We start from the raw sequence: 23,521 nt of genomic DNA, 5'->3' as shown, positions 1-23,521 counted from the left end.
ATAGGTAAAATCAATTGAGCCATTTTTACAAATAGAGCCTGGACTTGTCTTAGCCGGCGCTTTGGTTGGCAACCAAGGATTGCGGCTCCTCATAAATCAACAGAGGCTTACCCTCGCCTGCAATCATATTTTCATCAATAATGACTTTGCTCACACCTTTGGTCATTGGTAATTCATACATTGTATCGAGTAATACCTGCTCTAAAATCGAACGCAGTCCACGCGCGCCTGTTTTACGGCGAATCGCTTTACGAGCAATCGCTTGTAACGCAGCGGGTCGGATCTCGAGTACGACATTCTCCATCGCAAAAAGTTTATGGTATTGCTTAATCACCGCGTTTTTCGGCTCGACGAGAATTTTGACAAGCGCCTCTTCATCCAGTTTGCTCAGCGTCGCCACGACCGGCAAACGGCCAATCAACTCTGGAATCAAACCAAATTTAATCAAATCTTCCGGTTCAACTTCAAGCAGTACTTCGCCAGCATCACGTTCTTGGCTGCTTTTGAGGGTAGCGCCAAAGCCAATCCCAGTTTTTTCGGTACGGTCGATAATCACTTTTTCAAGCCCATCGAAAGCACCACCGCAGATAAATAAAATATTGGTCGTATCAACCTGAATAAAATCCTGATTGGGATGCTTACGTCCGCCTTGTGGCGGCACCGACGCCATCGTTCCTTCAATGAGTTTTAGCAAAGCCTGCTGCACACCCTCGCCGGATACATCGCGGGTAATCGATGGATTAGCCGATTTACGGCTAATTTTGTCGATCTCATCAATATAGACAATACCTTTTTGGGCTTTTTCGACTTCGTAATTACAGTTTTGTAATAATTTTTGGATGATATTTTCCACATCCTCGCCAACATAACCCGCTTCTGTCAGCGTCGTTGCATCGGCCATTACAAACGGCACATTCAATAAGCGCGCCAGCGTTTGGGCCAACAAAGTTTTGCCTGAGCCAGTCGGACCGACCAGCAAAATATTGCTCTTGGCAAGCTCAACTTCGTCTTTTTTATCAATATGTTTCAGTCTTTTATAGTGATTGTAGACGGCCACCGCGAGAATTTTTTTCGCGCGCACTTGTCCAATCACATATTGATCAAGTATTTCACTGATTTCTTTCGGGCTTGGCAAGTCCGATTTAGACAAGCCAGCTTCGCTAATCGCCCCAGCCAACTCCTCACGAATGATATCGTTGCATAAATCAATACATTCATCACAAATAAAGACTGATGGGCCGGCAATCAGTTTTTTGACTTCATGCTGGCCTTTGCCGCAAAACGAGCAGTAAAGAACTTTATCGTTGCTAGAAATTTTTTTGTCCGCCATCGACGAATCCCTCCGGACAGTAAGAAAAAATGCTTGGGCTATGTTGCCAGCATTCTAATTATCCACGTTACCTACCTATTCAATACATGAATAGGTAAATAGGGGCTAAATACGTTTATACAAGACCTGATCGACTAAACCATATGTTCTAGCATCGTCGGCTGACATGAAATTGTCACGATCAGTATCACGCGCAATACGTTCGACCGGCTGCCCAGTATGAGTGCTAAGCAATTGGTTCAGCCGCTCTTTCAGATAGAGAATTTCGCGCGCCTGAATTTCAATATCGGATGCTTGGCCGCGCGCACCACCTAGTGGTTGGTGAATCATAATACGGGCATTGGGTAACGCAAAACGCTTATCCTTCGCGCCAGCCGCCAGCAAAAAGGCGCCCATGCTAGCCGCCAGTCCCATACATAGGGTTGAAACTTCCGGCTTGATAAATTGCAATGTATCGTAGATCGCCATACCCGCTGAGACCGAGCCGCCAGGACTATTAATATACAGACTAATATCTTTGTCTGGATTCTCGCTTTCAAGAAAGAGTAACTGAGCCACGATAAGATTGGCGGTCTGATCATTGACCTCGCCAATCAGAAAAACCACGCGCTCTTTCAGTAAACGCGAGTAGATATCATAAGCACGCTCACCGCGGCCACTGGTTTCAACAACCATCGGCACCAGGCCCAGTGCTTGCGTATTAAGCCCCTCAGAAGGGTGGGGGAACCGCTGCGCAGCTAAATCAACGTAAGACATCATACGCTTATCCTTATTAAATTTTTAAATAGCCACAGCGGATCAGCTAATGTATAGCCCCATCCGCATGCCGCGGTTTTTAACACCATGAACTTATCTGAATTTATTTTACTGCGCCGTTGCTGCTTGCGCTAATTCTTCAAAGCTCACCTCCTTATCGGTTATCTTGGCTTGACCGAGTACAAAGTCAACGATATTGCCTTCAGCCAGATCGTTTTCTATTTCAGCCAAATGCTTACGCTCTGCATAATACCAGCGCACGGCTGCTTGCGGGTCAGCATAACTTTGCGCGCGCTCTTCAACCTCAGCTCGAACCTGCTCAGGTTTTACCTGCAAACTGTGCACGCGCACCAATTCATTGATCACTAAGCCCAATTTTACGCGGCGCTCAGCTTGATCTTTAAAGATTTCGGCCGGAATCGAAGGCCGTTTTGCCTTTGTCAGGCCCCGTCGTTCGAGATCTGCGTGCATCCTCTCAAGCAGATGCTGTTGCGCTTCTGCGACCAGTACGCTTGGCACGTCAAGCTCTGTGGTGGCAATCAGCGCATCCATTACTTGCTGAGTTAGGAGTGATTGCGTGCGCTTTTTCGCTTCGCGCTCGAGACTCGCCTGAATGGCTTCGCGTAGCTTTGCCACGTCACCGTCTTCAATCCCCATTGAGCGCGCAAACTCTGCATCGATTTCCGGGTAATGCGGCCATTCGACTTTTTTGAGGGTCAGTGCAATCTGAGCTGTTTTACCGGCCATTTCGCTGTCTTGATAGTCGTCTGGGAAGCTCAATTCAAATTCTCGGCTGTTCCCTACCTCAAGGCCAAGCACTGCATTTTCAAACTGCTCCAGAATCATCCGCTGATGATTTTTTGGGCTCTCTTGATCTGGTTTTTTTTCACTCAAAACCAGTTCAGCATTTTCTGCAACACTGCCATTAAATGGCTTGCCATCTATCGTGCCAGTCCAATCCACTTGCACTCGATCCCCAGCTTGCGCAGCCAACCCACCATTGCCATCGCCATGGGCGCCAGCCTCACCACGCACATGATAGTGGACGCGCTGCTTGCGCAGCATGTCAAGGGTGACATCAATTTGCTCGGCACCAATCAGGGTCGTCGTACGCGTAATTTCTGCAGCGGACAAATCACCAATTGTCACCTCGGGAAACACCTCGAAGGTGGCGTCCACTACATAGGTATCCGCATCCGCCAAATCACTCTTTATATCTAAGCTTGGCAAACCAGCGATTCTGAAATTTTGGGCTTGACTAATGGTCAATAATTCCTGGCCTGCTTTGTCATACAGCACTTCAATCCGAAGTCGTTCCTGATGCTGTTGTGCAACCATTTTGAGCGGTGCTTTACCAGGCCTAAAACCAGGGTGTTTGAAATTTTTTGCGATCTTACGGATACGCACATCGACCTCTTGATGTACACCGTCCTTCTGTAAAGGAAGGCGAACACTCCGTTCAAGCTTACCAAGGTTTTCTATATTAATGTTCTGGGTCATAAAATCAAATTGTCCTAATAAAAACACTCAGCCAAGTGCGTGAGTATGAGTATGCTCAAGGTTCTGCTAATCATGCTTCTTCCAATACCCTCCTGCCGCAGCCATACCAATCTGAGTCTGCGCATCTAGAGAGTTAGAGGTTTTGTACTAAAAATAATGGAATAAGTAGCCTAATATGGAAAGTGCGACTGAACGTCGTCATTCTATCAAATATTCCCCACTACCTAAAATACTTCATACATCTCGAAGAGACCTTCACCCTGGAATTTCATTTAGGAAGTGGTTTTATCATGCACCTTCACATTTGCTATCCATTTATCCCGCTCGCTTTAATCAGATTTTCACTCATCGCCGCGTTATCCGCTTGCGGCAACGACAGTAGCGATCAGGATCCGCACACCCCCAACACCACAGCAGTGGCGCATACTAGCGTGCATTCAGCCTTCGTCGTATTAGGTCAAGGAGGCGAACGCATCGCCCGAGCAATCGCTAAGGGAGATGCATGCCCCAAGATTAAGATTAATGGAGTGGAGCACGATATGACCATGCGGCAGGAAAGAAGCGATCGCGACGCCCAGGGCCTGCCTAATTTGGATAATTTACCGCTTACCTGCGAAAAGCCGCTCACAAAAGATGCAAAAACCATCTCTATTAGTGGCAGAGCATTAAGCTTAGGAAAAAAATTTCCCCAGACTATTGTCGTTATTGGGGATACGGGCTGCCGAGTGCCTGAAGGGCAATCATGCGATGGTGAAACTCCATTTAAGAAGATTGCCCAAACTGCAGCGCAAACCCCTGATTTAGACTTAGTCATTCATCTTGGCGATTATCATTACCGACAAGCAAGAAAGAAAGAGCGAGAACATGCAGATTTTGATACTTGGAATCTGGATTTTTTTGAGCCCGCAGATGACTTATTAAAGGCGGCGCCTTGGATCATGGTGCGTGGTAATCGTGAGAGCTGCCAATTTGCTGGACAGGGGTGGTGGCGATTTTTAGATCCGCGGCCGTGGCAACCCAAGGAGCAGGATTGCATCCAGCCGCCTGCAGCAGGCAAACAACGCGACTATGCCGGCGACTATAGTTCTCCTTATGCTATCCCGCTCGGAGTCAGTGAGCAATTTATTGTTTTTGATACAGCCCGGTCACGTTTTGGAAATTTGCACCCCGATCACTATGCTTATTCCCAATACCTGCAAAAGTATACGGAAATGGAAAAACTCGCGCAAAAAGCGACTCACAATATTTTACTCATGCATACCCCCGTATTAGCGCTAGCGGGCAGCATTGAAAAACCGTATATAGGAACGGCAATCAAATCAGTCTTTTTAAACAAAAATAAAAAGCTTTTTCCAGAAGATATCAAGCTGGTCTTAGCGAGCGACTTTCATATCTGGCAGCATATTAAGTTTTCTTCGCATCCCTCGCATTTTATTGTTGGATTTTCCGGCGCAGCCTTGGATAATTCAGGCTTGCTAGAAGATTTATTGCGTTACACATCTCAAGCAGAACGGATACACTATTTGCAAAACAAAGGTATTGACATTGTTCCTGGCGCCGCCCCCAAAGTAGAGATCCAAGCCATCGACATTTTGCATCAGCAATATGGCTATATGGTCATGAAACGTGTCGACCCCGCCAACGCTGACAGCAAGACTTGGATTTGGCAAGTTGCAGTATACGATCGATCAGGTGAATTATTGAAAAATTGCACCATTCAAGAAAAGGTATCCACATGCATGTCCGCCAAAGCTACAGATACTTGCGCCGTCAGTGCGACATAAGAAGTATTTTTATGTTTATCTAACTTATGTAACGGCCTAGCCTGCTTGTCAAACCCTCTCACAACTTAAACAATTTAGGCTAAGATAACGCCTGTTTATAGATTCGCTACAATTTCCCCGGTTGGAAGAGGTACATTCACAATGAATTCACTCATCAAGATTATTAACGACGCGTCCTTTGAAGAAGAAGTTCTCAAGGCCGAGCGGCCCGTATTATTGGATTTTTGGGCTGATTGGTGCGGCCCATGCAAGCAGATTGCGCCTATCCTGGATGAACTTGCGCAAACTTACAGCGACCGCTTGCATATTGCCAAAATCAATGTTGATCAAAACCAGGCAACCCCGGCTAAATTCGGCGTACGCGGCATCCCGACCTTGATTCTCTTTAAAAATGGCGCGGTTGCTGCGCAAAAGGTCGGCGCTTTATCGAAACACCAACTCACCTCGTTTCTCGATAGCCACCTTTAAGCCCTAGCACCCACTCAAAGTCGTGCCGGTTACAAAAGTTTCTGAAAAAACTCGATTAGCCGTGCACGCTGTGCTAGAATACAAAAAAATTCATATCGTTTAATTTCCTGAGCGTTCGCTCTCCCATTCCTTTAGTCCTTAGCGACAACCTTTTTCCCTAGCGGGATTCCGTATGCACTTATCTGAGCTCAAATCTTTACACGTATCCGCCCTCATTGAAATGGCCAATGGCCTAGAAATCGAAAACGCAAACCGCCTGCGCAAACAGGAGCTAATGTTTGCGATCTTAAAAAAACGCGCCAAGACGGGCGAAACCATCTTTGGTGATGGCACGCTAGAGGTCTTGCCTGACGGTTTCGGTTTTTTACGCTCGCCAGAAACTTCCTATCTAGCGAGCCCGGATGATATTTATATCAGCCCATCGCAAATTCGGCGCTTTAATCTACACACTGGCGATACGATTGAAGGCGAAGTCCGCACCCCCAAAGACGGTGAGCGCTACTTTGCCCTGGTGAAAGTAGATAAGGTCAATTGCGAGCCCCCTGAGGCCTCAAAGCATAAAATTATGTTTGAGAACCTGACCCCGCTACACCCGAATAAACCGCTTCTGCTCGAGCGAGACATACGTGGCGAAGAAAACATTACGGGCCGGATCATTGATATGATCGCGCCGATTGGTAAAGGCCAACGCGGTTTACTCGTGGCCTCGCCCAAATCAGGCAAAACGGTGATTCAACAACATATCGCACATGCGATTAAAGCCAATCACCCCGATATCAAGCTGTTCGTCTTACTGATTGACGAACGCCCCGAGGAAGTCACTGAAATGCAGCGCTCAGTCGCCGGCGAAGTGATTGCCTCAACCTTCGACGAGCCCGCTTCGCGCCATGTGCAAGTTGCTGAAATGGTGCTTGAAAAAGCAAAACGTTTAGTCGAAATGAAGCAAGACGTGGTGATTTTGCTTGATTCAATTACCCGCCTAGCGCGCGCCTATAACACCGTGGTGCCAACCTCAGGCAAGGTTTTAACCGGCGGGGTCGATGCGAATGCACTACAGCGTCCAAAACGCATCTTTGGGGCTGCCCGTAATGTCGAAGAAGGTGGCTCACTGACCATCATCGGTACTGCCTTGATCGAAACCGGCAGCCGGATGGACGATGTGATTTACGAAGAATTTAAGGGTACCGGCAATATGGAAGTACACCTTGAGCGGCGCATGGCTGAAAAACGGATCTACCCCGCGATCAATCTCAATAAATCAGGCACCCGCCGCGAAGAGTTACTGATTAAACCGGAAATCCTGCAAAAGATCTGGGTCCTGCGCAAATTCATTCATGACATGGATGAAGTCGAAGCGTTAGAATTTTTAATGGATAAGTTCAAACAAACCAAGAACAACGCTGAATTTTTCGATATGATGCGCCGCGGCGGATAGTTTTAATCAGCCTATATCAGGCACGGCACACATGGCCTCTCAAAAGCAAGTTTTTAATCTAATCTATTAGCCAGCAATTTTCTGGCATAATAATGTGTTTTCTGCTTTGAAAATAGCTTTAGCGCAGCAAAGAAGTCCGCGTCGACTCGATTAGACGCGGACAAAAGTGACTGCATCCACGCAAGGAATGAAATATGAAAGAAAATATACATCCACAATACCGCGAAGTCGTTTTTATGGATATGTCGTCTAGCGACAAAATTGTGACGCGCTCGACAGTCAATACGCGCGAAACGATCCAACACGAAGGCAAAGAATATCCGCTTGCAAAAATGGAAATTTCATCAGCCTCCCACCCTTTCTATACCGGCCAAAACAAAATTGTTGACACCGAAGGAACGGTTGAGAAATTCAAGCGCAAATACGCGAATTACACTAAAGCGACTCAAAGCTCAGACCCAGCGTAAGGTTCAAGTCAGCATTGGCATCGGTGTAGCAAGCGAGCGTAAGATGCCATCGCTTCGCACCGAGGCAACCCGGGCAGCCTATTAGCTGCCCTTTTTTATTTATTGTGTGCTTGGGTCACGCCAAGCTCATCATCAAGTTACGCTAACCGCCACGCATGAAGTCCGCTGTTGTTCGTCTGACCACTTCCGCTACTCGCACATTGCCACGCTGGTTATTGCTTGCCATTTGCATGGTGTATGCGGTGACGGGCCTCTTTGGGCGCGACCCATGGAAAAACGAAGATGCGGCCGGCTTCGGTATCATGTGGACACTGGCCAATGGCAGTTGGCAAGATTGGCTGCTGCCCAATCTTGCGGGTAAAGCCATCACCAGCAGCGGCCCCCTCTCTTATTGGCTCGGCGCCATCAGCCTACGCCTCTTTGGACCTTGGCTTAATCCAATTGGCGCTACGCATATTGTCACCGCGTGCTTATTGTGCATTAGCTGCGCCTTTGTTTGGTATAGCAGCTACCTATTAGGTCGCCGCGCTGAAGTGCAGCCTTTCAAATATGCGTTCGGCGGCGAACCTTCTTCACGTGATTATGGCCGCACCCTTGCCGATGGCGCACTATTAATCCTGCTGGGCTGCTTTGGAATGGCCGAGCGCAGCCATGAAACCACGCCTGAAATCACGCAACTTGCCTGTATTGCGATCATGCTCTATGGCCTGATCCGCAGCATTGATAAACCCAAGCAAGGCGCACTCTGGTGGGGATTTGCCCTGGGCCTGCTATTGCTTGCTGCGAACCCAGCTTTACTGGTTGCGCTCCTGATCAGTACTGCCGTATTAACGCTGGTGACGCGTGAGCTGCGTAGCACAGCCTTACTCACCATTGGCTTGCCTGTGCTAGCGCTGATCGCGATTACCTGGCCGCTGACTGCCTATATTGCTTTAAGCGACGAAGCTAGAGCTTATTTACATGCCTGGATCTTTGGCAATATCCACACATTCTCCGGCTCACCGGCCAGCGCGCTTTTTTACGCTCTAAAAAACTTACCCCTCTATACCTGGCCGGCATGGCCGCTTGCCGCATGGTCCTGGTATAGCTGGGCAGGTCTGCGACGCGCGCCCCATGTGACGATTGCACTGTCCGTCATCAGCGCGCTACTGATCTTGATTGCCCTGCAAACTCATGAGACTAACCGGCTTTTTCTACTATTACTGCCGGCACTTTCCATCCTAGCGGCATTCGCTTTACCCACACTTAAGCGCGGCACGATCAATGCGATCGATTGGTTCGCGCTACTTAGTTTTACCATTCTGGGCTCGTTCGTCTGGATCGTCTGGATCGCACAGCAAACGGGCTTCCCAGCTCAAATCGCCCACAATCTAGCACGGCTCGCGCCTGGTTTCCAAGCTGAATTCAGGCTCCCCGCATTTATTATTGCCTTACTTGTCACCGGCTGCTGGATTGCCCTCGTTCATTGGCGACTGGCGCGTCACCCTAAAGTGCTATGGCGCAGTGTTATTCTATCCAGCGCAGGCACAACCCTGATGTGGGTATTATTGATGACTTTATGGTTACCGCTGGTCAATTACAGCCGAACCTATCGTGACGTTGCCGCTCAAATTGCACATCATTTACCCACCGATTATCAATGTATTAGCCCGGTACGGCTAGGCGACGCACAAATCGCTTCTTTTGCTTATTTTGGCGCAATGCGTTTTGCCTTTGATAACGAAGATTGTGATGTATTGCTGCGTCAAGACACGTGGGATTACGGTGCCCCCGCCTCACTTTCGCCTTTTGTTTGGAAGCTCGTCTGGGAAGGCCACCGGCCGGCCGACCGTGATGAACGTTTTCGGCTGTATGTGCGTAGCGAACATGTACGCAAGCGATAACCTGGCAACTCATTCGGTTTAGCGCAACGCTAACCTCACCGTCTGCTATTGACGATAAAACGTTGCTGGGCGGAGCACCAACACGCATAACAATAAAGGAATCAGCGCCAACCAAGCCGCCGTCAAGAAGCTAGCTGATGACCCCAGGTAGTCCCATAGCCATCCGGCTGCCACACTGCCGATTACCATGCACACACCACTGGCTAGATTAGCAATACCAAACGCTGTACCACGTAGCGCCTCTGGCGCTGCCTCAGCCAGCATCGCAGCTAATAGACCATGGATAAAGCCCATGTGCAGCCCCCATAAGATAACACCCAGCAATAAAAGCGCGATCGAATAACCTAAACCAAATAGCACATTCGCCAGAATCATCAGCACCAGGCCAAACGCAAATAAAAAACGGCGATCCATTTGGTCTGAAATTTTACCTATTGGATAAGCGGACAGCGAGTAAGCTAAATACATGACAACGACGACACCAGGGATCCACCTCGTTTCAAGGCCAACTTGTTGAGCACGTAATAAGATAAATGCGGTCCTCAATTGCACCATTGAGAAGAGCGCCACAATCACCACAATTAACCAATAATGCACTGAAAATTCACGCAATGCCCGCCAATGCAAAGGGAATCTTTTTAAAGAAGACTTGCTAGGCGCCAGCCCAGTTTCATGAATACCAAAAATCAGCAAAACAACTGCAATACATGCTGGAATAACAGGAACCCAAAGAATCAGCCGAATATTCTCCGCCGACCAAAACATCAGCCCCATCGCCAGTAATGCCCCAATGAGCGCACCAAAAGTACTGGCTGATTGACGCAAACCAAAACAGGCGCCATGAACCGCAGGTGAACACATATCGGCAACCAGTGCATCTCTCGGCGCACTGCGCACACCCCTGCCAAAGCTCTCAAACAAACGCGCGCTCACCAACATGGCCGGCCCAGTAGCCAACGGGAAAAATGGCTTACTCAAAGCGGCCAAGCCATAGCCCACTAAAATAAACCATTTACGCCGCCCTAGATAATCACTGAGTGCGCCAGACAAGACTTTAATCATAAAGCTCATTGCATCGGCAATGCCTTCAACTAAGCCCAGCGCAGTCACACTCATGCCCATTGTGCCAACCAGTAAGGCCGGCAATAAAACATGGCCTAACTCGAAAGAGAGTGACATGAAAAAGCTCACCGCCCCTAACACCCAAACGATACGCGGAAGAGCACCTTTTCTCATCGTAGTCTCCTAGTTAGGGCGAACTTGTCGCAAACAACTTCGATTGAATGTATCCAAACCACTATACCCTGATTGACTTACACTATAGTAATAATAGGGTATAGGTCAATTCATATGATTGGGGGGGGTAATAAGAGAGGCATAACCATGGTCCCCCCGACAGGAATCGAACCTGTATCTAGCGCTTAGGAGGCACTCGTTCTATCCATTGAACTACAGGGAGGATCATTCAAAAAGCAGCAAATTGGAGCGGGCGATGGGGATCGAACCCACGTCTTCAGCATGGGAAGCTGAGGTAATAGCCATTATACGACGCCCGCTTTGCCTTATGCGGTATGGATTCTAGCAGATTTTTAACACCTGCGCTTGCTCCGCAATTCGCCCTCGCCTACCGTGTTGGGACCCACATCCTCTCTTAGGCAAACTGAGAGATGTCTGCCGAGGGTACTGGACTTACTGACTGCTCAGCGGGTTGTACTACAGGGAGAGCATCCAACGTCTTGCGTTTTGACAGCTGCTTGAATTTGGCTGCCGCAGCGCTCACAACGCTTAACTGCTGACTCGCCTGCTGGAAGTCTAAAAGCGGAGTCGGCTCGCCCACGGCCCCCCGCTGCTTCAAAAGGGCCGTATTCATCCCACTTAAGCCCCGTACCCCTTCAAGTAACGTATTCTTCACGTTCAACTCCCCATGCGGTGATATCCAGCTTAGACGCACCTGAATTTCATCCCCTTCTTCTATCACCTGCCACTGGCAAACTAACCTATCTATACTGCCAGTTACCAAATAGGTACCGTCGGGGGTCGTTTTCCAGGCGAGGCTCAAAATGCTTCCGTCAAAACCTTCAATCACCGCCCGACACTGACCCGAGGCAACATCCCACAACCGCACCGTCTTGTCATCACTGCCTGAAGCAATCTGCGCGCCGCTCGGCGAATACACCACGCTATTAACAACGTCGGCATGTCCTTCTAAAATGTGCCCAGGGGCTCCGCTGTGCGCGTCCCACAGCCGCACCGTCTTGTCACGACTGCCCGAGGCGAGTTGCGCGTCGCTCGGCGAATACGCCACGCTATAAACAGCGTCGGTATGTCCTTCTAAGGTGTGTCCAGCGGCTCCGCTTTGCGCGTCCCACAGCCGCACCGTCTTGTCAGAACTGCCCGAGGCGAGTTGCGCGCCGCTCGGCGAGTACACTACGCTTCTAATCTCTCTGGTATGTCCTTCTAAGGTGTGCCCAGCGGCTCCGCTTTCGGCGTCCCACAACCGGACCGTCTTGTCATGACTGCTCGAGGCGAGCTGCGCACCGCTCGGCGAATACACCACGCTATAAACTGCGTCGGCATGTCCTTCTAAGGTGTGCCCAGGAGTTCCGCTTTGCGCATCCCACAGCCGCACCGTTTTGTCATAACTGCCCGAGGCAATCTGCGCGCCGTTCGGCGAATACACCACGCTCATAACAGCGGAGAGATGTCCTTTTAAGGCGTGCCCGGGGATTCCATTTTGCGCGTCCCACAGCCGCACCGTCTTGTCATCACTGCCCGAGGCGATCTGCGCGCCGCTCGGCGAATACACCACGCTACTAACAACGTCGGTATGTCCTTCTAAGGTGTACCCGGGCGTTCTGCTTTGCGCGTCCCACAGCCGCACTGTTTTGTCACCACTGCCCGAGGCGATCTGCGTGCCGCTCGGCGCATACACCAAGCTAGTAACCTCTCTGGTATGTCCTTCTAAGGTGTGCCCCGGGGCTCCGCTTTGCGTATCCCACAGACGGACCGTATTGTCCCAACTGCCCGAGGCGATCTGCGCGCCGCTCGGCGCATACGCCACGCTCCAAACATAGGAGGTATGTCCTTGTAAGGTGTGCCCAGGGGCTCCACTTTGCGCATCCCACAGCCGCACCGTATTGTCAGAACTGCCCGAGGCGATCTGCGCGCCGTTCGGCGAATACACTACGCTCTTAACCCAGCCGGTATGTCCTTCTAAGATACGCCCAGGGGCTCCACTTTGCGCGTCCCACAGCCGCACCGCCTTGTCATCACTGCCTGAAGCGATCTGCGTGCTGTTCGGCGAATACACCACGCTATTAACAACGTCGGTATGTCCTTCTAAGGTGTGCTCAGCAGCTCCGCTTTGCACGTTCCATAGCCGCACTGTCTTGTCGTGACTGCCCGAGGCGATCTGCGCGTTGCTTGGCGAATACGCCACGCTATTAACAGCATCGGTATGTCCTTCTAAGGTGTGCTCAGGGACTCCGCTTCGCGCGTCCCACAGCCGCACCGTCTTGTCATCACTGCCCGAGGCGATCTGCGCGCCGCTCGGCGAGTACACCACGCTATTAACATCGCCTCTATGTCCGCGTAAGGTGTGGATATTTTCCCAGCTTGACGTGTCATACACGCGGATCACGTCACCAAGGCCAATGGCGCAGGCTTTCCCATCTGGTGCATACGCACAGGACCGCACCCCGCTCTCTTCTTGGAGATAAGGCCATTCGCCAAACTGCACGCCCGCCATCTGCGCACCACTTAAATTGGTCTGGCACAGCCAGCTATTCTGAAGTTTGACCTTTCTTAAATCCGCCCCTTGCAGCTGCGCAGAATCAAATACGCCCCCACTCAGATCCGCCCCGGGTATTTGGATACCCTTTAAATCTGCTCCATGAAACTGTACGCCCGCTCTGACCAATATCGTGATCGCATTGGCCGCGGCCCTGCGCACCGACTTGTCGGTTTTAGACCGTTCGATAACCGCGTGCAGTTGTTCCTTGAACAAGGGCTCCTGTTGCACCCGTTCCGCGAGAAATTGCAGAACTGACGGCTCGCTGACAAAATCTTTCTTCGCCAAAGGCGAGGCAAGTAAGGGTTGCTCAATCGCTACAGCGTCGTCTTCCACCGCAGTTTGGCTTCTAAAACTCCAAACAGAACTGGTGCTCCCTCGACGGGTGGTCAGGGCTTGCGTGAGGGCCGCTTTGCGCGCGCGCTCCCCGTCTTGCGGCTCGAATACCGCACGGGCGACTCCATATTCGAGCAACGACCGATGGATAAACCGAAACTGATTACCACTACGACTAAGGGGGCTGGCTTCGCGCAGCAGGTACTTGTCGTCGTCTCGGCTAAAAAAGGCTTCTTTCCAGGTCTTTTGATCTTTAAAGTGCGAATACTCGACGACCGGGTTTCCCCCTTGCTCTTCATAGATCGCAGCCGACAAGTTTTTCAAAAAGTCGATACCGTTCTGCGTAAAGCCTTCATCGGCCAAACTCTCAAACGCTTTCTTTTCTTGACGGCTTAAGTCCTTCTCTCCTAGGCGTTTTTTGCCACGCTCTAGCCATTGCTCGACGAACTCGTCATACAGCGCCACACGGGTTATCCGGGCGCTAGAGAGATCTTGTTTGGGGTCCAGTACTAGGCGGGGCAGCACTTCTAAGGACAAGGTTAAAAGAAAGGGATTTTTCACTAATTCTTTTAAATGAGGAATCTGATTAAGCGCATCGTCGTAGCTTTTCGTCTTCCAGAGCGGTTTATGTAGGGAGACATATTTCTTGACGTACTCTGTAATCTGAGCGTCAGAAAACGGGGTGAGTACCGCTTTCTGAAACAGCGATGATTCGGCCTGGTGATGCTGATCCATCGGCTGAAAGCGATCCCGATAATCCAAGCCAAGGTATTCGCTGCGGCAGCTGATCACCATCTGCGCGCTCCATTCTCCCTTTTGACCGCGTTGGAGCTGGTTGCTCATATACAGATTATGGGTTTGCTGACTCTCATCATACCCATCGCAAATGACAATAAATTCACGCGTATCCTTAAGCTCTCTAATCTGCGGCTCGGTAAAGCCCAACTTGCGTAATTGTTTGGGGATCAGATCCTGTTCAGGCTTGTCAATCGCGGGCAAGGTAATAAAGAGGGGGATACGCTGGCCGTTCTCTGCCGTATAAGCGTGCCAGAGGTCCTTTTCAAGCATCCGGTTAAAGGTCGATTTACCCGACCCAGAATCCCCTAAGAGCAACATCACCTTTTGCTCACTTTGCAGAAATGCTTGGACTGCCGCTGTTAAGTTAAACAGCGTCTCATCGGATGCTTTGAGGCTGGGCTTGGCTTGTGGGGCGATATAGACGGCCTTGCCCTGTTCTTTTAAGCGCTGGCGTTTGAGCTTGCGCAAGTCGGTCTCGACGTCCGGCTTATTCTGAGCGCGCTCCAATAAGGAAGGCGAAGCGAGCAGCGGTGCGCCGACGTTCGTATAAGGGCTGCGGCCTTTACCCTCTTTAATACACTCTGCATAGAGCGCTTGTTTCTGCGCCTCACCATTTTTTGCCAACGCTTGCAACAGGGTTTTGGCTGCTGGTGCACTCTCAAATGGCTTTTCTGATGCTTTAACGTCGGTTGCTGCTGAGCGCTCAGGTGAATCGGCTAGGTGCATCAGGATCTTAATAATCCATTGCTTCACGTTCGCATGATGACCCCACGCCGCATCTTCTTGATACAGCGTGCCTAAAAAATCCAACGCGCTTTGGCGTGTATTAGCCTCCCACAGCGGATTGGCCGCCAGTTGCCCTAAGCGTTCGCACACCCCCCACTGAAAAACAGGATCGCGCCGACAGGGCGCTGCACACACCAACTCCTTAAAATCGGCAAGTTGCCCTTTTTGTATCAGTTGATCAGCAATTTGCAAGGCAGGATACCACGCGCTTTTGCGGTCAAAGTTGTAGCCTTCTTGCAAACTGTCAAGAAAACTTTGCCCGCTCTCCTTCAATGACATCACGGTGTCATAGCCTTCCTTGAGCGTTTTAGCGGCAGCTACCACCCCGTCGAAGCCCTCCTGAATACTCTTCAAGCCTTCTACAAAGCCATTCAGATCAAAGCCTTTGACGGCCTTCACTATACTTGCAGCGCCCCCAAACATCTTGCCGCCGATGCGCATGACCGTGTCCAATAACTTTTCATTATTGGGAACATATAGCAAAGCCTGAGAAGCATAGGCAGCTTGGTAGACAAGATACGGGTCGGCGCTACTCTTTAACCCTTTTAGATACGCAGAAAGGGGTTCATGCAGTGCTTCGCGCTTTACGCCCTTGACCTGGCTATCGGCCATCGCATCCAACACGTGCGATATCGTGCGCGTTAATTGATAAATAGCCTCTGTAGATTGCCCATGGGTGCTTTCTAAACGGGTGTCTAAGAGTCCTAATATTTTGATCAGATCATCTTCCGTTAAGTAACCGGAAGTTGTGTGTTGAATCAGTTCAGCCAGCCCTTCCAGTAAAGCGAAATCCAGCAAGCGCTGCTTGTCAATGCCATCTACAAACTGCGCTATCAGTTCTTTAAAGTGGGCTTGCTCGAGGACCGGAGCCAAGCACACTACCTCGGTGACCGCGGTCGCCTCTTGGAGTTCATCGGTGGTGAATTCTCGAATTACATCCGTTGCCAGGGTACGGAGCCTTTTTTGTTCTATTTCATCTTTGGCTATGGCTTGGGACCAGTCTTTTTCTTTTTGGTTGAGGACTTTATCGGCTAACAAGACACCTGGCAACAGACTCAGGCAGTACACAAGCTGAGGGGTGCTGGTGAGGGGGTCATCTGCTTGCGGTAAGTCATACCGAACAGCAGGTGCAGACACGTTCTGCGCAAAAATATGGGGAGGAAGCTGTGCGATATTGGTGCCCAGACTGCCTTTATTAGCCGCTGGGGAGGCGTGTTGGGGCGCAACCAATAAAGCTGCGCGCGGAAGTAAGGCGCTGTGAATGGAACTAAACGTACTGCTGGGGCGCGAGGCAGAGGTCGATTGGTCCGGCTCCTGCATATATCCCCATTTTTCTGCTTTTTTATAACTGGCTTCGGCTTTGTCATGGTTACCTATTTTTTTTAACAGTTCGCCGCGCTCGAAATAGGCCATGCCAATTTTATTGCGTAGCGTTTGATCTGCCAGCGTCTCAGGGGTCAGTGCTCTTTTGAAGGATTTTTTTGCCTGAGATAACGAGATTTCTGCATCGTCGCATAAGATGGAAGCGATATGGATATCTGGGGTTTCGCGGGCGGTCTTTAAATAAGCATTGACGAGGTCAAGCGTTTGCTCTGCAGAAAGCGCGCTACGTGATGACGAGAAAATGCTGCCTAACATATCATGCTCCTGTTATTTTCTATTATTCAATGTTACAACGAGATGCTCACTTAAGTAAGCTTACAGTGATGCTTTTCTGCCAGCTTCCCGTTAGGGTCAAGTGCGCTAGGAGACGCGAGCCCCTTGATTTCTTGCCGAATTTGGCAAAATTCCTAAAGCAAAAGAACCGCATTGCGGAGCAGAAGTCTAGGTCGCTAAAGTTTGAGTTGCTGCTACCACCCATTGAGCGTAAGCAGAGTTAGCAGAAGTAGACCAGCTGAGAATTTCAGGAATTTGGTAAGGATGATGGCGAGCAATCCATTCTTTGAGCGCTGGCGCTATTTCTGCAGTAGTTTTAAAAAGAAGCATTATCTCTTCTGTATCCTCAAATTTCCCTTGCCAAAAATAACGAGAATGCATTGGCGCAAATTGCGTGACACAAGCCGCTAACTGCGCATCGAGTACCTGACGGCTAAGGGTATTCGCTATCTCGGTTGAGGGTAAGGTAGTGAGGATAAGGATGACTGAATTATTCATAGACGACTCATTGGTTTGCTTTCACATTTTAGCTTTTACGCGTAGCGCGCAACACGCCGACTACTTCGCGCAATAATGCGGCTGCCCGCGAAACCTCTGCAGTGCTTGCCACTTCAACCGTGAAGTGCATTAATGCAATAGTACGCTGGCGAACAATTTTCACGTTAATCACATTGATCTTTTCTCGCGCGAAAACCTCCGAAATATCACGCAGTAATCCCTGGCGGTCATTCGCTTCTATCACCAAATCAACCGGATAAACCGTCGCTCCTGAGCGGCTCTGTATACCATTCGGCCAAGTCGTTTGCATCACTCGCTCAGGCATACGTTGCGCCAGATGAAGAAAACTTGCACATTGAGCACGATGAATGGATATGCCCCTAGCCCGCGTCACAAAACCTACAATTGCATCGGGCGGAGCAGGTCGACAACAGCGTGCGAATTGCGTCATCAATGCGCTCACTCCCACGACTAACACACCGCTTGAGGCACCTTGCAAGACGCTTAAATCACTGCTTTTTCTGGTCGCCAGCGCAGGTGTGCTAGTACTGTGCTCAATATCTGGAGCTAGCGCCTGCTCAATGCTGCGTGGACTCAGCTCTTCTTTGCCCATTGCAACAAATAATTCTTCGGCTGACTTAAGGCCGATTTTAGCGGCTAATTCGTCTAGGTTAATAGAGGTTTTTCCTTCACGCTGTAAGGTCTTTTCAACCAGAGCGCGTCCGCCCGCGATAGCTTGCTGCAAGTCAATTGCATTAAACCAAGAACGCACTTTTTGCTTAGCCCGCGCGCTGCTTAGATACGCTAATTGCGGATTGAGCCAATCACGCGATGGACCACCTTGTTTTACCGTGATAATCTCAACCGTCTGCCCGTTTTGCAGGGGGGTATTCAGTGGCACCATGGCTCCATCAACGCGCGCGCCGCGGCAACGATGGCCCAGTTCAGTATGCAAATAATAAGCAAAATCGATGGCGCTCGCCCCTTGCGGTAACGCCACTACATGCGCCTGCGGCGTGAGTACGTAAATGTGATCATCTAGCGCTGCTTGTTTTAATTGCTGCCAGGGTTCTTTTTCAGCCAGTGAATCTAGATCGGCATCGCGATGCGTTATATCATCCTTCCAAGCGAGTAATTGCCGCAACCAGGCGAGCTTTTCATCGTAGCGGCTCTGGGCCAGAGTTTGCCCATGATGGCTCTGAGCCCCAGTTTCTTTATAGCGCCAGTGCGCTGCAATCCCATATTCGGCAAAGCGATGCATCTCATGAGTGCGAATTTGAATTTCCAGAGCGCGGCCGCTAGCATCTAGCACGACGGTATGCAATGACTTATATCCATTCGGTTTGGGCCGCGAAATGTAATCATCAAACTCTTTTGGAATCGGCTGCCAAAGGTTATGCACAATACCCAATACGCTATAGCAATCTTTAATGTCGTTGACGATCACACGTAATGCACGCACATCATAGAGTTCAGAAAAGTCGAGTTGCTTACTGCGCATTTTGCGCCAAATACTATAGATATGCTTTGGCCGGCCAGTGACTTCGGCCTGGATGTCGGCTTTAGATAACTCAAGCTGTAGCTGAGCGACCCCTGCCGTGATATAGGTATTACGCTCAATGCGCTTTTCGTCAAGCAAGCGCGCAATGTGTTTATACGTCAGCGGGTCCTCGAAGCGAAAAGCTAAGTCTTCAAGTTCCCATTTCAGTTGCCAAATACCCAACCGGTTAGCCAGCGGCGCGTCAAGTTCAAGTATTTCACGCGCCATTTCAAGCGCAGGCTGTGGCTGTACAGTAGAATAGTAGCGTAGTGTTTGCAGCCGGGAAGCCAGTCGGATCAGCACCACTCGCACGTCTTGGGCAAACGCTAACACCATTTTACGCACCACTTCAACTTGTGCATGCCGAGCCGCTGCGACATCACGGCTAGCGCGATGCGGCGTCGCTGCAGGCGCAGTTTGGCCTCGACTTACGCCAAGCCGCACCAGCTTGCACACATCCATCGCAAGCTGTGCAATCTCCGAGCCAAAGCGAGTTTCAAGGAGCGGGCCAGGCTCCTTGATATAAGCGATTGCATTAAAGATCACCGACGCAATCAAAGTTGGCCGATCTACATTGAGCGTTTCGATAATACGCACGGTACCCCGTGCATGGTCAAGCACCGACTCTCCCGAGTGCACTCTAAATGCACCCGCGTGTTCCTGCACGAAGGCCAGCGCATCCTCAAGCTCAGCAGCGTCCGCTGCCGGCTGAAAAAAAATCTCGTTATTCATCATGAAACAGGAGGATAAACATAACTTTCCTCGCCAAAAAAAGCCAGATTAACAGAATATTACTGTGTCACAGCTTACTGATTGCTTGCGGTAGAAGGCTACTTCCAGCACAATATTGTTCGCAAAAACGAATCACCATTCGCCGTGGAAAGCTATGTCATCTACCCCCTTTACTGAACAATACGGCCAGCGCGAATCGATGGAATATGATGTAGTCATTGTTGGCGGCGGTCCAGCAGGGCTTACGGCAGCCATTCATCTGAAACAACTCGCGCAGCAAAAAGGCACTGAAATTAGCGTGTGCGTACTTGAAAAAGGCTCAGAAATCGGCGCCCATATTGTGTCGGGCGCAGTGATGGATCCGCGCGCGCTGAGCGAATTATTTGCCGATTGGAAAGAACGGGGCGCGCCACTCGAAACGCCCGTCACGGAAGACCGTTTTCTGTTTTTGACCAGCCAACGGGCTTATCAAGTACCTAGCTGGATGTTGCCTGCAACGTTTAAAAATCATGGCAACTATCTGATTAGCCTGGCCAATGTTGTACGCTGGCTCGGCCGCCAGGCTGAAGCGCTCGGCGTTGAAATTTTCCCAGGTTTCGCTGCTGCCGAAATTTTATATGGCGACGATGGCGCTGTCAAAGGTGTAGCAACAGGCAATCTGGGCGTTAGCCGTGATGGCAAACCTAATGAGCAATTCCAGCTTGGCATGGAGCTCCATGCCAAGTACACGCTTTTTTGCGAGGGCGCACGTGGGCATCTTGGCCGCCAATTACAAGAAAAATACCGGCTCAACGCCCATAGTGACCCGCAAGTCTATGGGCTGGGTATTAAAGAATTATGGCAAGTCCCGGCCGCACAGCATCAACCTGGACTCGTCATCCATACAGCTGGCTGGCCGCTTGATCACACGACTTACGGCGGCTCTTTTCTTTACCATATGGCAAATCGGCAAATTGCCATCGGCCTAGTGGTTGGATTAGGCTATGAAAATCCTTATCTTTCGCCCTTTGAAGAGTTTCAGCGCTATAAAACACATCCAGCGATTCGTGCCTTTCTGGCCGGTGGCAAACGTATTTCATATGGTGCCCGTGCGATTGCTGCCGGCGGGCTAATGTCTTTACCACAGTTGGTCTTTCCAGGCGGGGCGCTGGCTGGCTGCGAGGCAGGTTTTCTGAATGCAGCGCGCATTAAAGGCAGCCATGCTGCGATTAAAAGTGCCATGCTGCTAGCGGTCGCGACCTACGAGGCAATCGCCAGCGGTCGGCAATCTGATGTCTTAGAGGACTATCCGCAGGCCTTTAAACGTTCTTGGCTTTACCAAGAACTGCACCGCGCCCGCAATTTCAAGCAATGGATGAGCAAAGGACTCACGTTAGGGACCGTCATGACCGGTCTTGAACACAAACTACTCGGCGGCAAAGTACCTTGGACCCTACACCATCGGCACGCTGATCATACTTGCCTAAAGCCCGCGTCACAATGCAAGCCCATCGATTATCCCAAGCCAGACGGTAAGCTGACCTTTGATCGGCTTTCTTCGGTTTTTATTTCGAACACCAATCACGCAGAAAACCAGCCCGCTCACCTGACGTTGAAAGATCCGGCGGTGCCAAGCAACCTGAATTTACCGCGCTATGCAGGGCCAGAAGCCCGCTATTGCCCTGCTGCTGTATACGAATTTGTGACAGGCAGCGATGGCGAGCAGCATTTACAAATCAATGCGCAAAATTGCGTGCATTGCAAGACTTGCGATATTAAAGACCCTACGCAAAATATTGTATGGGTCACGCCAGAAGGCGGCGGCGGACCCAATTATCCCAATATGTGATTGCTCTCTGAAGATTAAACGGGTACCAGCGCTTCTTGCTCAGCGTCTCGCAACAGCCTAAATGGATGATTAAACACGCGGCTAACTAGCCTGGGTGAGAGAATATCCTGCACTAGGCCGCTATATGCAGATCCTTTGCCGTCGAGTAAAAGTGCATGGGTTGCAAAACGACGAGCCAAATTTAAGTCATGGCATGAGAATATGACTATGCGTGGCGCACTCCCCACCCAACCCCGTAAGCGTTGTAGGCAATCGATTTGGTAAGGTAGATCTAAATGCGCCAGCGGCTCATCCAGCAACAGCAATGGCGCCTCCTGGCAAAGCACGGCAGCTAATGCAACCCGCTGCCGTTCACCCCCCGAGAGTGACATCACATCACGGGTAGCCAGCGGCGCTAAACCGAATATATCGAGTGCCGCCCACGCGGCCAAGTGGTCTTCAGCCGTCTCCCAACCCCAACCCACAAGGTGAGGATAACGACCCAGTAACACGATTTCCAATACCCTGGCGCTAAATATATCTTGCTGGGTTTGCGGCAACCATGCCCGCCGCCGCGCAAGCGCCGCGGCTGACCATAAGGAGAGCGCACAACCATCGAGCTCAATCGTACCCTGCCAGGTTTGATGCAAACCCGCCAAACTTTCGATTAAAGTCGTTTTACCTGCGCCATTAGGTCCGGCAATGCACCATATTTGACCCGGCAAAAAGCCTTGCCCTAAGCCGGCAACAAGCGTGCGAGAACCTCGTGCCAGCGTAAGATCACGCACCGTCAAGGCACCTTTCACTAGAGAACTCGCCGGTGCAGCGGGCGCAGTCGCCGCACCAACAGCCGCGCCCTCTTGCCGTTGATCATTCATCGCCGCTCGCTAGCTAGCAACCATAAAAAGACCGGTACCCCAAGCAGTGCCGTGATCGCACCCAACGGCAATTGAACTGGAGCCACCACGGTACGAGCAACTAGATCTGCCATCATCGTCAATGCCCCACCCGCTAGGGCCGCAGCCGGCAGCAACAGGCGCTGATCATTGCCCAATAAGAGCCGCACTCCATGCGGCACCACCAGGCCAATAAATCCAACGCTCCCCGCCGTACTGACTGCCGCCGCGGTAGCCAGCGACGCCAGCCAATAAATGCGCCGCCGCAAGGGCACAACGGCAACCCCTAGCGCATACGCCGTAGCTTCGCCACGCAACAATACATTCAATTGGGTGGCGACACTTAAACTCACCACTAGCACCCCCGCCAGCACGATTAGTGCAAACCAGCCATGACCGGCGCTACTCAAATCCCCGACCAGCCAGAACACCATGCCACGCAAGGCGCGCTCCGGTGCCAGTGTCATTAAAAGGATAATCAATGCGCCCCAACCCGTTGCTAGCACAACACCCGTTAACAGTAAGCGCGACGAGGCAACATGCGATGCTCCCTGCAACCACGTACGCCGCGTAGCAAACAGTAAAATCATAATCGCGGCAAGCGCTCCAGCAAACGCACAAAGATTGATATAAAGAGTCGGCAACGACAGCATCATCGCGCCCAAAGCAAAACTAGCCGCGCCACCCGATACGCCTAACACGTAAGGATCAGCCAGGGGATTACGCAACAGGATTTGCAACAACGCGCCCGCCACCGACAATAATGCACCACAAGCAAAACCTGCTACGGCACGAGGTATACGCAAAGTATGCACAATTTGTGCCGCGACACTATCTTCATCGCCGAAGCAAACGCGCAACAATTGCGCCACAGACAAAGTGACACTGCCGGTTGCCAGCGAAGCCAAAAATACAGTAACGGCAAGCAATAAGAGTACAAACCAGATGATTACTGCACGTCGTAATGTCATAGTTTTGATCATTTTTTTAATGCATATTTTTACAATTTATGCAACAAAGTGGGTGCACGGTCTGCGTCAAGATCGTGCACCCAAATCC

Annotated in this window: 15 protein-coding genes and 2 tRNA genes; 6 read left to right on the top strand and 11 right to left on the bottom strand. The window is 50.6% G+C overall.

Annotated elements, in window-relative coordinates:
• Positions 1–49 precede the first annotated feature (49 nt).
• The 3 genes from clpX to tig form a co-directional block, all read right to left on the bottom strand.
• Positions 50–1,330: an ATP-dependent Clp protease ATP-binding subunit ClpX gene (clpX, locus tag NQD60_RS03575; protein ID WP_257101094.1), complete on the bottom strand. Its 1,281-nt coding sequence runs from the start codon at positions 1,328–1,330 to the stop codon at positions 50–52.
• 105 nt (positions 1,331–1,435) lie between these two features.
• A complete protein-coding gene (clpP, locus tag NQD60_RS03570) occupies positions 1,436–2,086 on the bottom strand; it encodes an ATP-dependent Clp endopeptidase proteolytic subunit ClpP (protein WP_306438083.1) in 651 nt (216 codons plus the stop codon).
• A 108-nt stretch (positions 2,087–2,194) separates the two neighbouring features.
• Positions 2,195–3,586, bottom strand: coding sequence for a trigger factor (tig, locus tag NQD60_RS03565; RefSeq protein WP_257101093.1), 1,392 nt, complete (start codon positions 3,584–3,586; stop codon positions 2,195–2,197).
• A gap of 182 nt (positions 3,587–3,768) precedes the next feature.
• On the opposite strand from tig, the gene NQD60_RS03560 reads away from it, so the two are divergent.
• The 5 genes from NQD60_RS03560 (at position 3,769) to NQD60_RS03540 (ending at position 9,623) form a co-directional block, all read left to right on the top strand.
• Positions 3,769–5,370, top strand: coding sequence for a metallophosphoesterase (locus NQD60_RS03560; RefSeq protein WP_257101092.1), 1,602 nt, complete (start codon positions 3,769–3,771; stop codon positions 5,368–5,370).
• Between the two features lie 141 nt (positions 5,371–5,511).
• The gene (gene trxA / locus NQD60_RS03555; RefSeq protein WP_223694329.1) at positions 5,512–5,838 is read left to right on the top strand and encodes a thioredoxin TrxA; all 327 of its coding nucleotides are present in this window, start codon (positions 5,512–5,514) and stop codon (positions 5,836–5,838) included.
• A 172-nt stretch (positions 5,839–6,010) separates the two neighbouring features.
• Positions 6,011–7,273, top strand: a complete 1,263-nt coding sequence (gene rho, locus NQD60_RS03550) for a transcription termination factor Rho (RefSeq protein WP_223694327.1) — start codon at positions 6,011–6,013, stop codon at positions 7,271–7,273.
• 194 nt (positions 7,274–7,467) lie between these two features.
• The gene (locus NQD60_RS03545; RefSeq protein ID WP_257101091.1) at positions 7,468–7,740 is read left to right on the top strand and encodes a type B 50S ribosomal protein L31; all 273 of its coding nucleotides are present in this window, start codon (positions 7,468–7,470) and stop codon (positions 7,738–7,740) included.
• A 155-nt stretch (positions 7,741–7,895) separates the two neighbouring features.
• Positions 7,896–9,623 (top strand): glycosyltransferase family 39 protein, encoded by a 1,728-nt coding sequence (locus tag NQD60_RS03540; protein WP_257101090.1) that lies wholly within the window; start codon positions 7,896–7,898, stop codon positions 9,621–9,623.
• A 45-nt stretch (positions 9,624–9,668) separates the two neighbouring features.
• Here NQD60_RS03540 and NQD60_RS03535 read toward each other — a convergent pair whose 3' ends face one another.
• The 6 genes from NQD60_RS03535 to NQD60_RS03510 form a co-directional block, all read right to left on the bottom strand.
• Positions 9,669–10,859 (bottom strand): MFS transporter, encoded by a 1,191-nt coding sequence (locus NQD60_RS03535; protein ID WP_257101089.1) that lies wholly within the window; start codon positions 10,857–10,859, stop codon positions 9,669–9,671.
• Positions 10,860–11,007: 148 nt separating this feature from the next.
• Positions 11,008–11,082 (bottom strand) — tRNA-Arg (locus NQD60_RS03530).
• 22 nt (positions 11,083–11,104) lie between these two features.
• Positions 11,105–11,179 (bottom strand) — tRNA-Gly (locus tag NQD60_RS03525).
• A gap of 95 nt (positions 11,180–11,274) precedes the next feature.
• Entirely contained in the window at positions 11,275–16,971 is a 5,697-nt protein-coding gene (locus NQD60_RS03520) for a pentapeptide repeat-containing protein (protein ID WP_257101088.1), read from the bottom strand.
• A 186-nt stretch (positions 16,972–17,157) separates the two neighbouring features.
• The gene (gene cutA / locus NQD60_RS03515; protein WP_257101087.1) at positions 17,158–17,487 is read right to left on the bottom strand and encodes a divalent-cation tolerance protein CutA; all 330 of its coding nucleotides are present in this window, start codon (positions 17,485–17,487) and stop codon (positions 17,158–17,160) included.
• A 28-nt stretch (positions 17,488–17,515) separates the two neighbouring features.
• Positions 17,516–19,759, bottom strand: a complete 2,244-nt coding sequence (locus tag NQD60_RS03510) for a bifunctional (p)ppGpp synthetase/guanosine-3',5'-bis(diphosphate) 3'-pyrophosphohydrolase (protein ID WP_257101253.1) — start codon at positions 19,757–19,759, stop codon at positions 17,516–17,518.
• 154 nt (positions 19,760–19,913) lie between these two features.
• Here NQD60_RS03510 and NQD60_RS03505 point away from each other — a divergent pair, with 154 nt between their 5' ends.
• Positions 19,914–21,587, top strand: coding sequence for an electron transfer flavoprotein-ubiquinone oxidoreductase (locus NQD60_RS03505; protein ID WP_257101086.1), 1,674 nt, complete (start codon positions 19,914–19,916; stop codon positions 21,585–21,587).
• 14 nt (positions 21,588–21,601) lie between these two features.
• Here NQD60_RS03505 and NQD60_RS03500 read toward each other — a convergent pair whose 3' ends face one another.
• Together NQD60_RS03500 and NQD60_RS03495 are read right to left on the bottom strand one after the other, a co-directional pair.
• Positions 21,602–22,444 carry an ABC transporter ATP-binding protein gene (locus tag NQD60_RS03500; protein WP_257101085.1) on the bottom strand — a complete coding sequence of 281 codons (843 nt, stop codon included), beginning with the start codon at positions 22,442–22,444 and terminating at the stop codon, positions 21,602–21,604.
• Positions 22,441–23,433, bottom strand: a complete 993-nt coding sequence (locus NQD60_RS03495; protein WP_257101084.1) for an iron ABC transporter permease — start codon at positions 23,431–23,433, stop codon at positions 22,441–22,443. Before NQD60_RS03495 ends, NQD60_RS03500 begins: the two co-directional genes overlap by 4 nt.
• Between the last annotated feature and the right edge of the window lie 88 nt (positions 23,434–23,521).

The sequence above is a fragment of the Mycoavidus sp. SF9855 genome, assembly GCF_024582735.1.
In the GTDB taxonomy this organism is placed as follows: domain Bacteria; phylum Pseudomonadota; class Gammaproteobacteria; order Burkholderiales; family Burkholderiaceae; genus Mycoavidus.
This window is presented reverse-complemented; position numbering and strand designations above follow the sequence as displayed.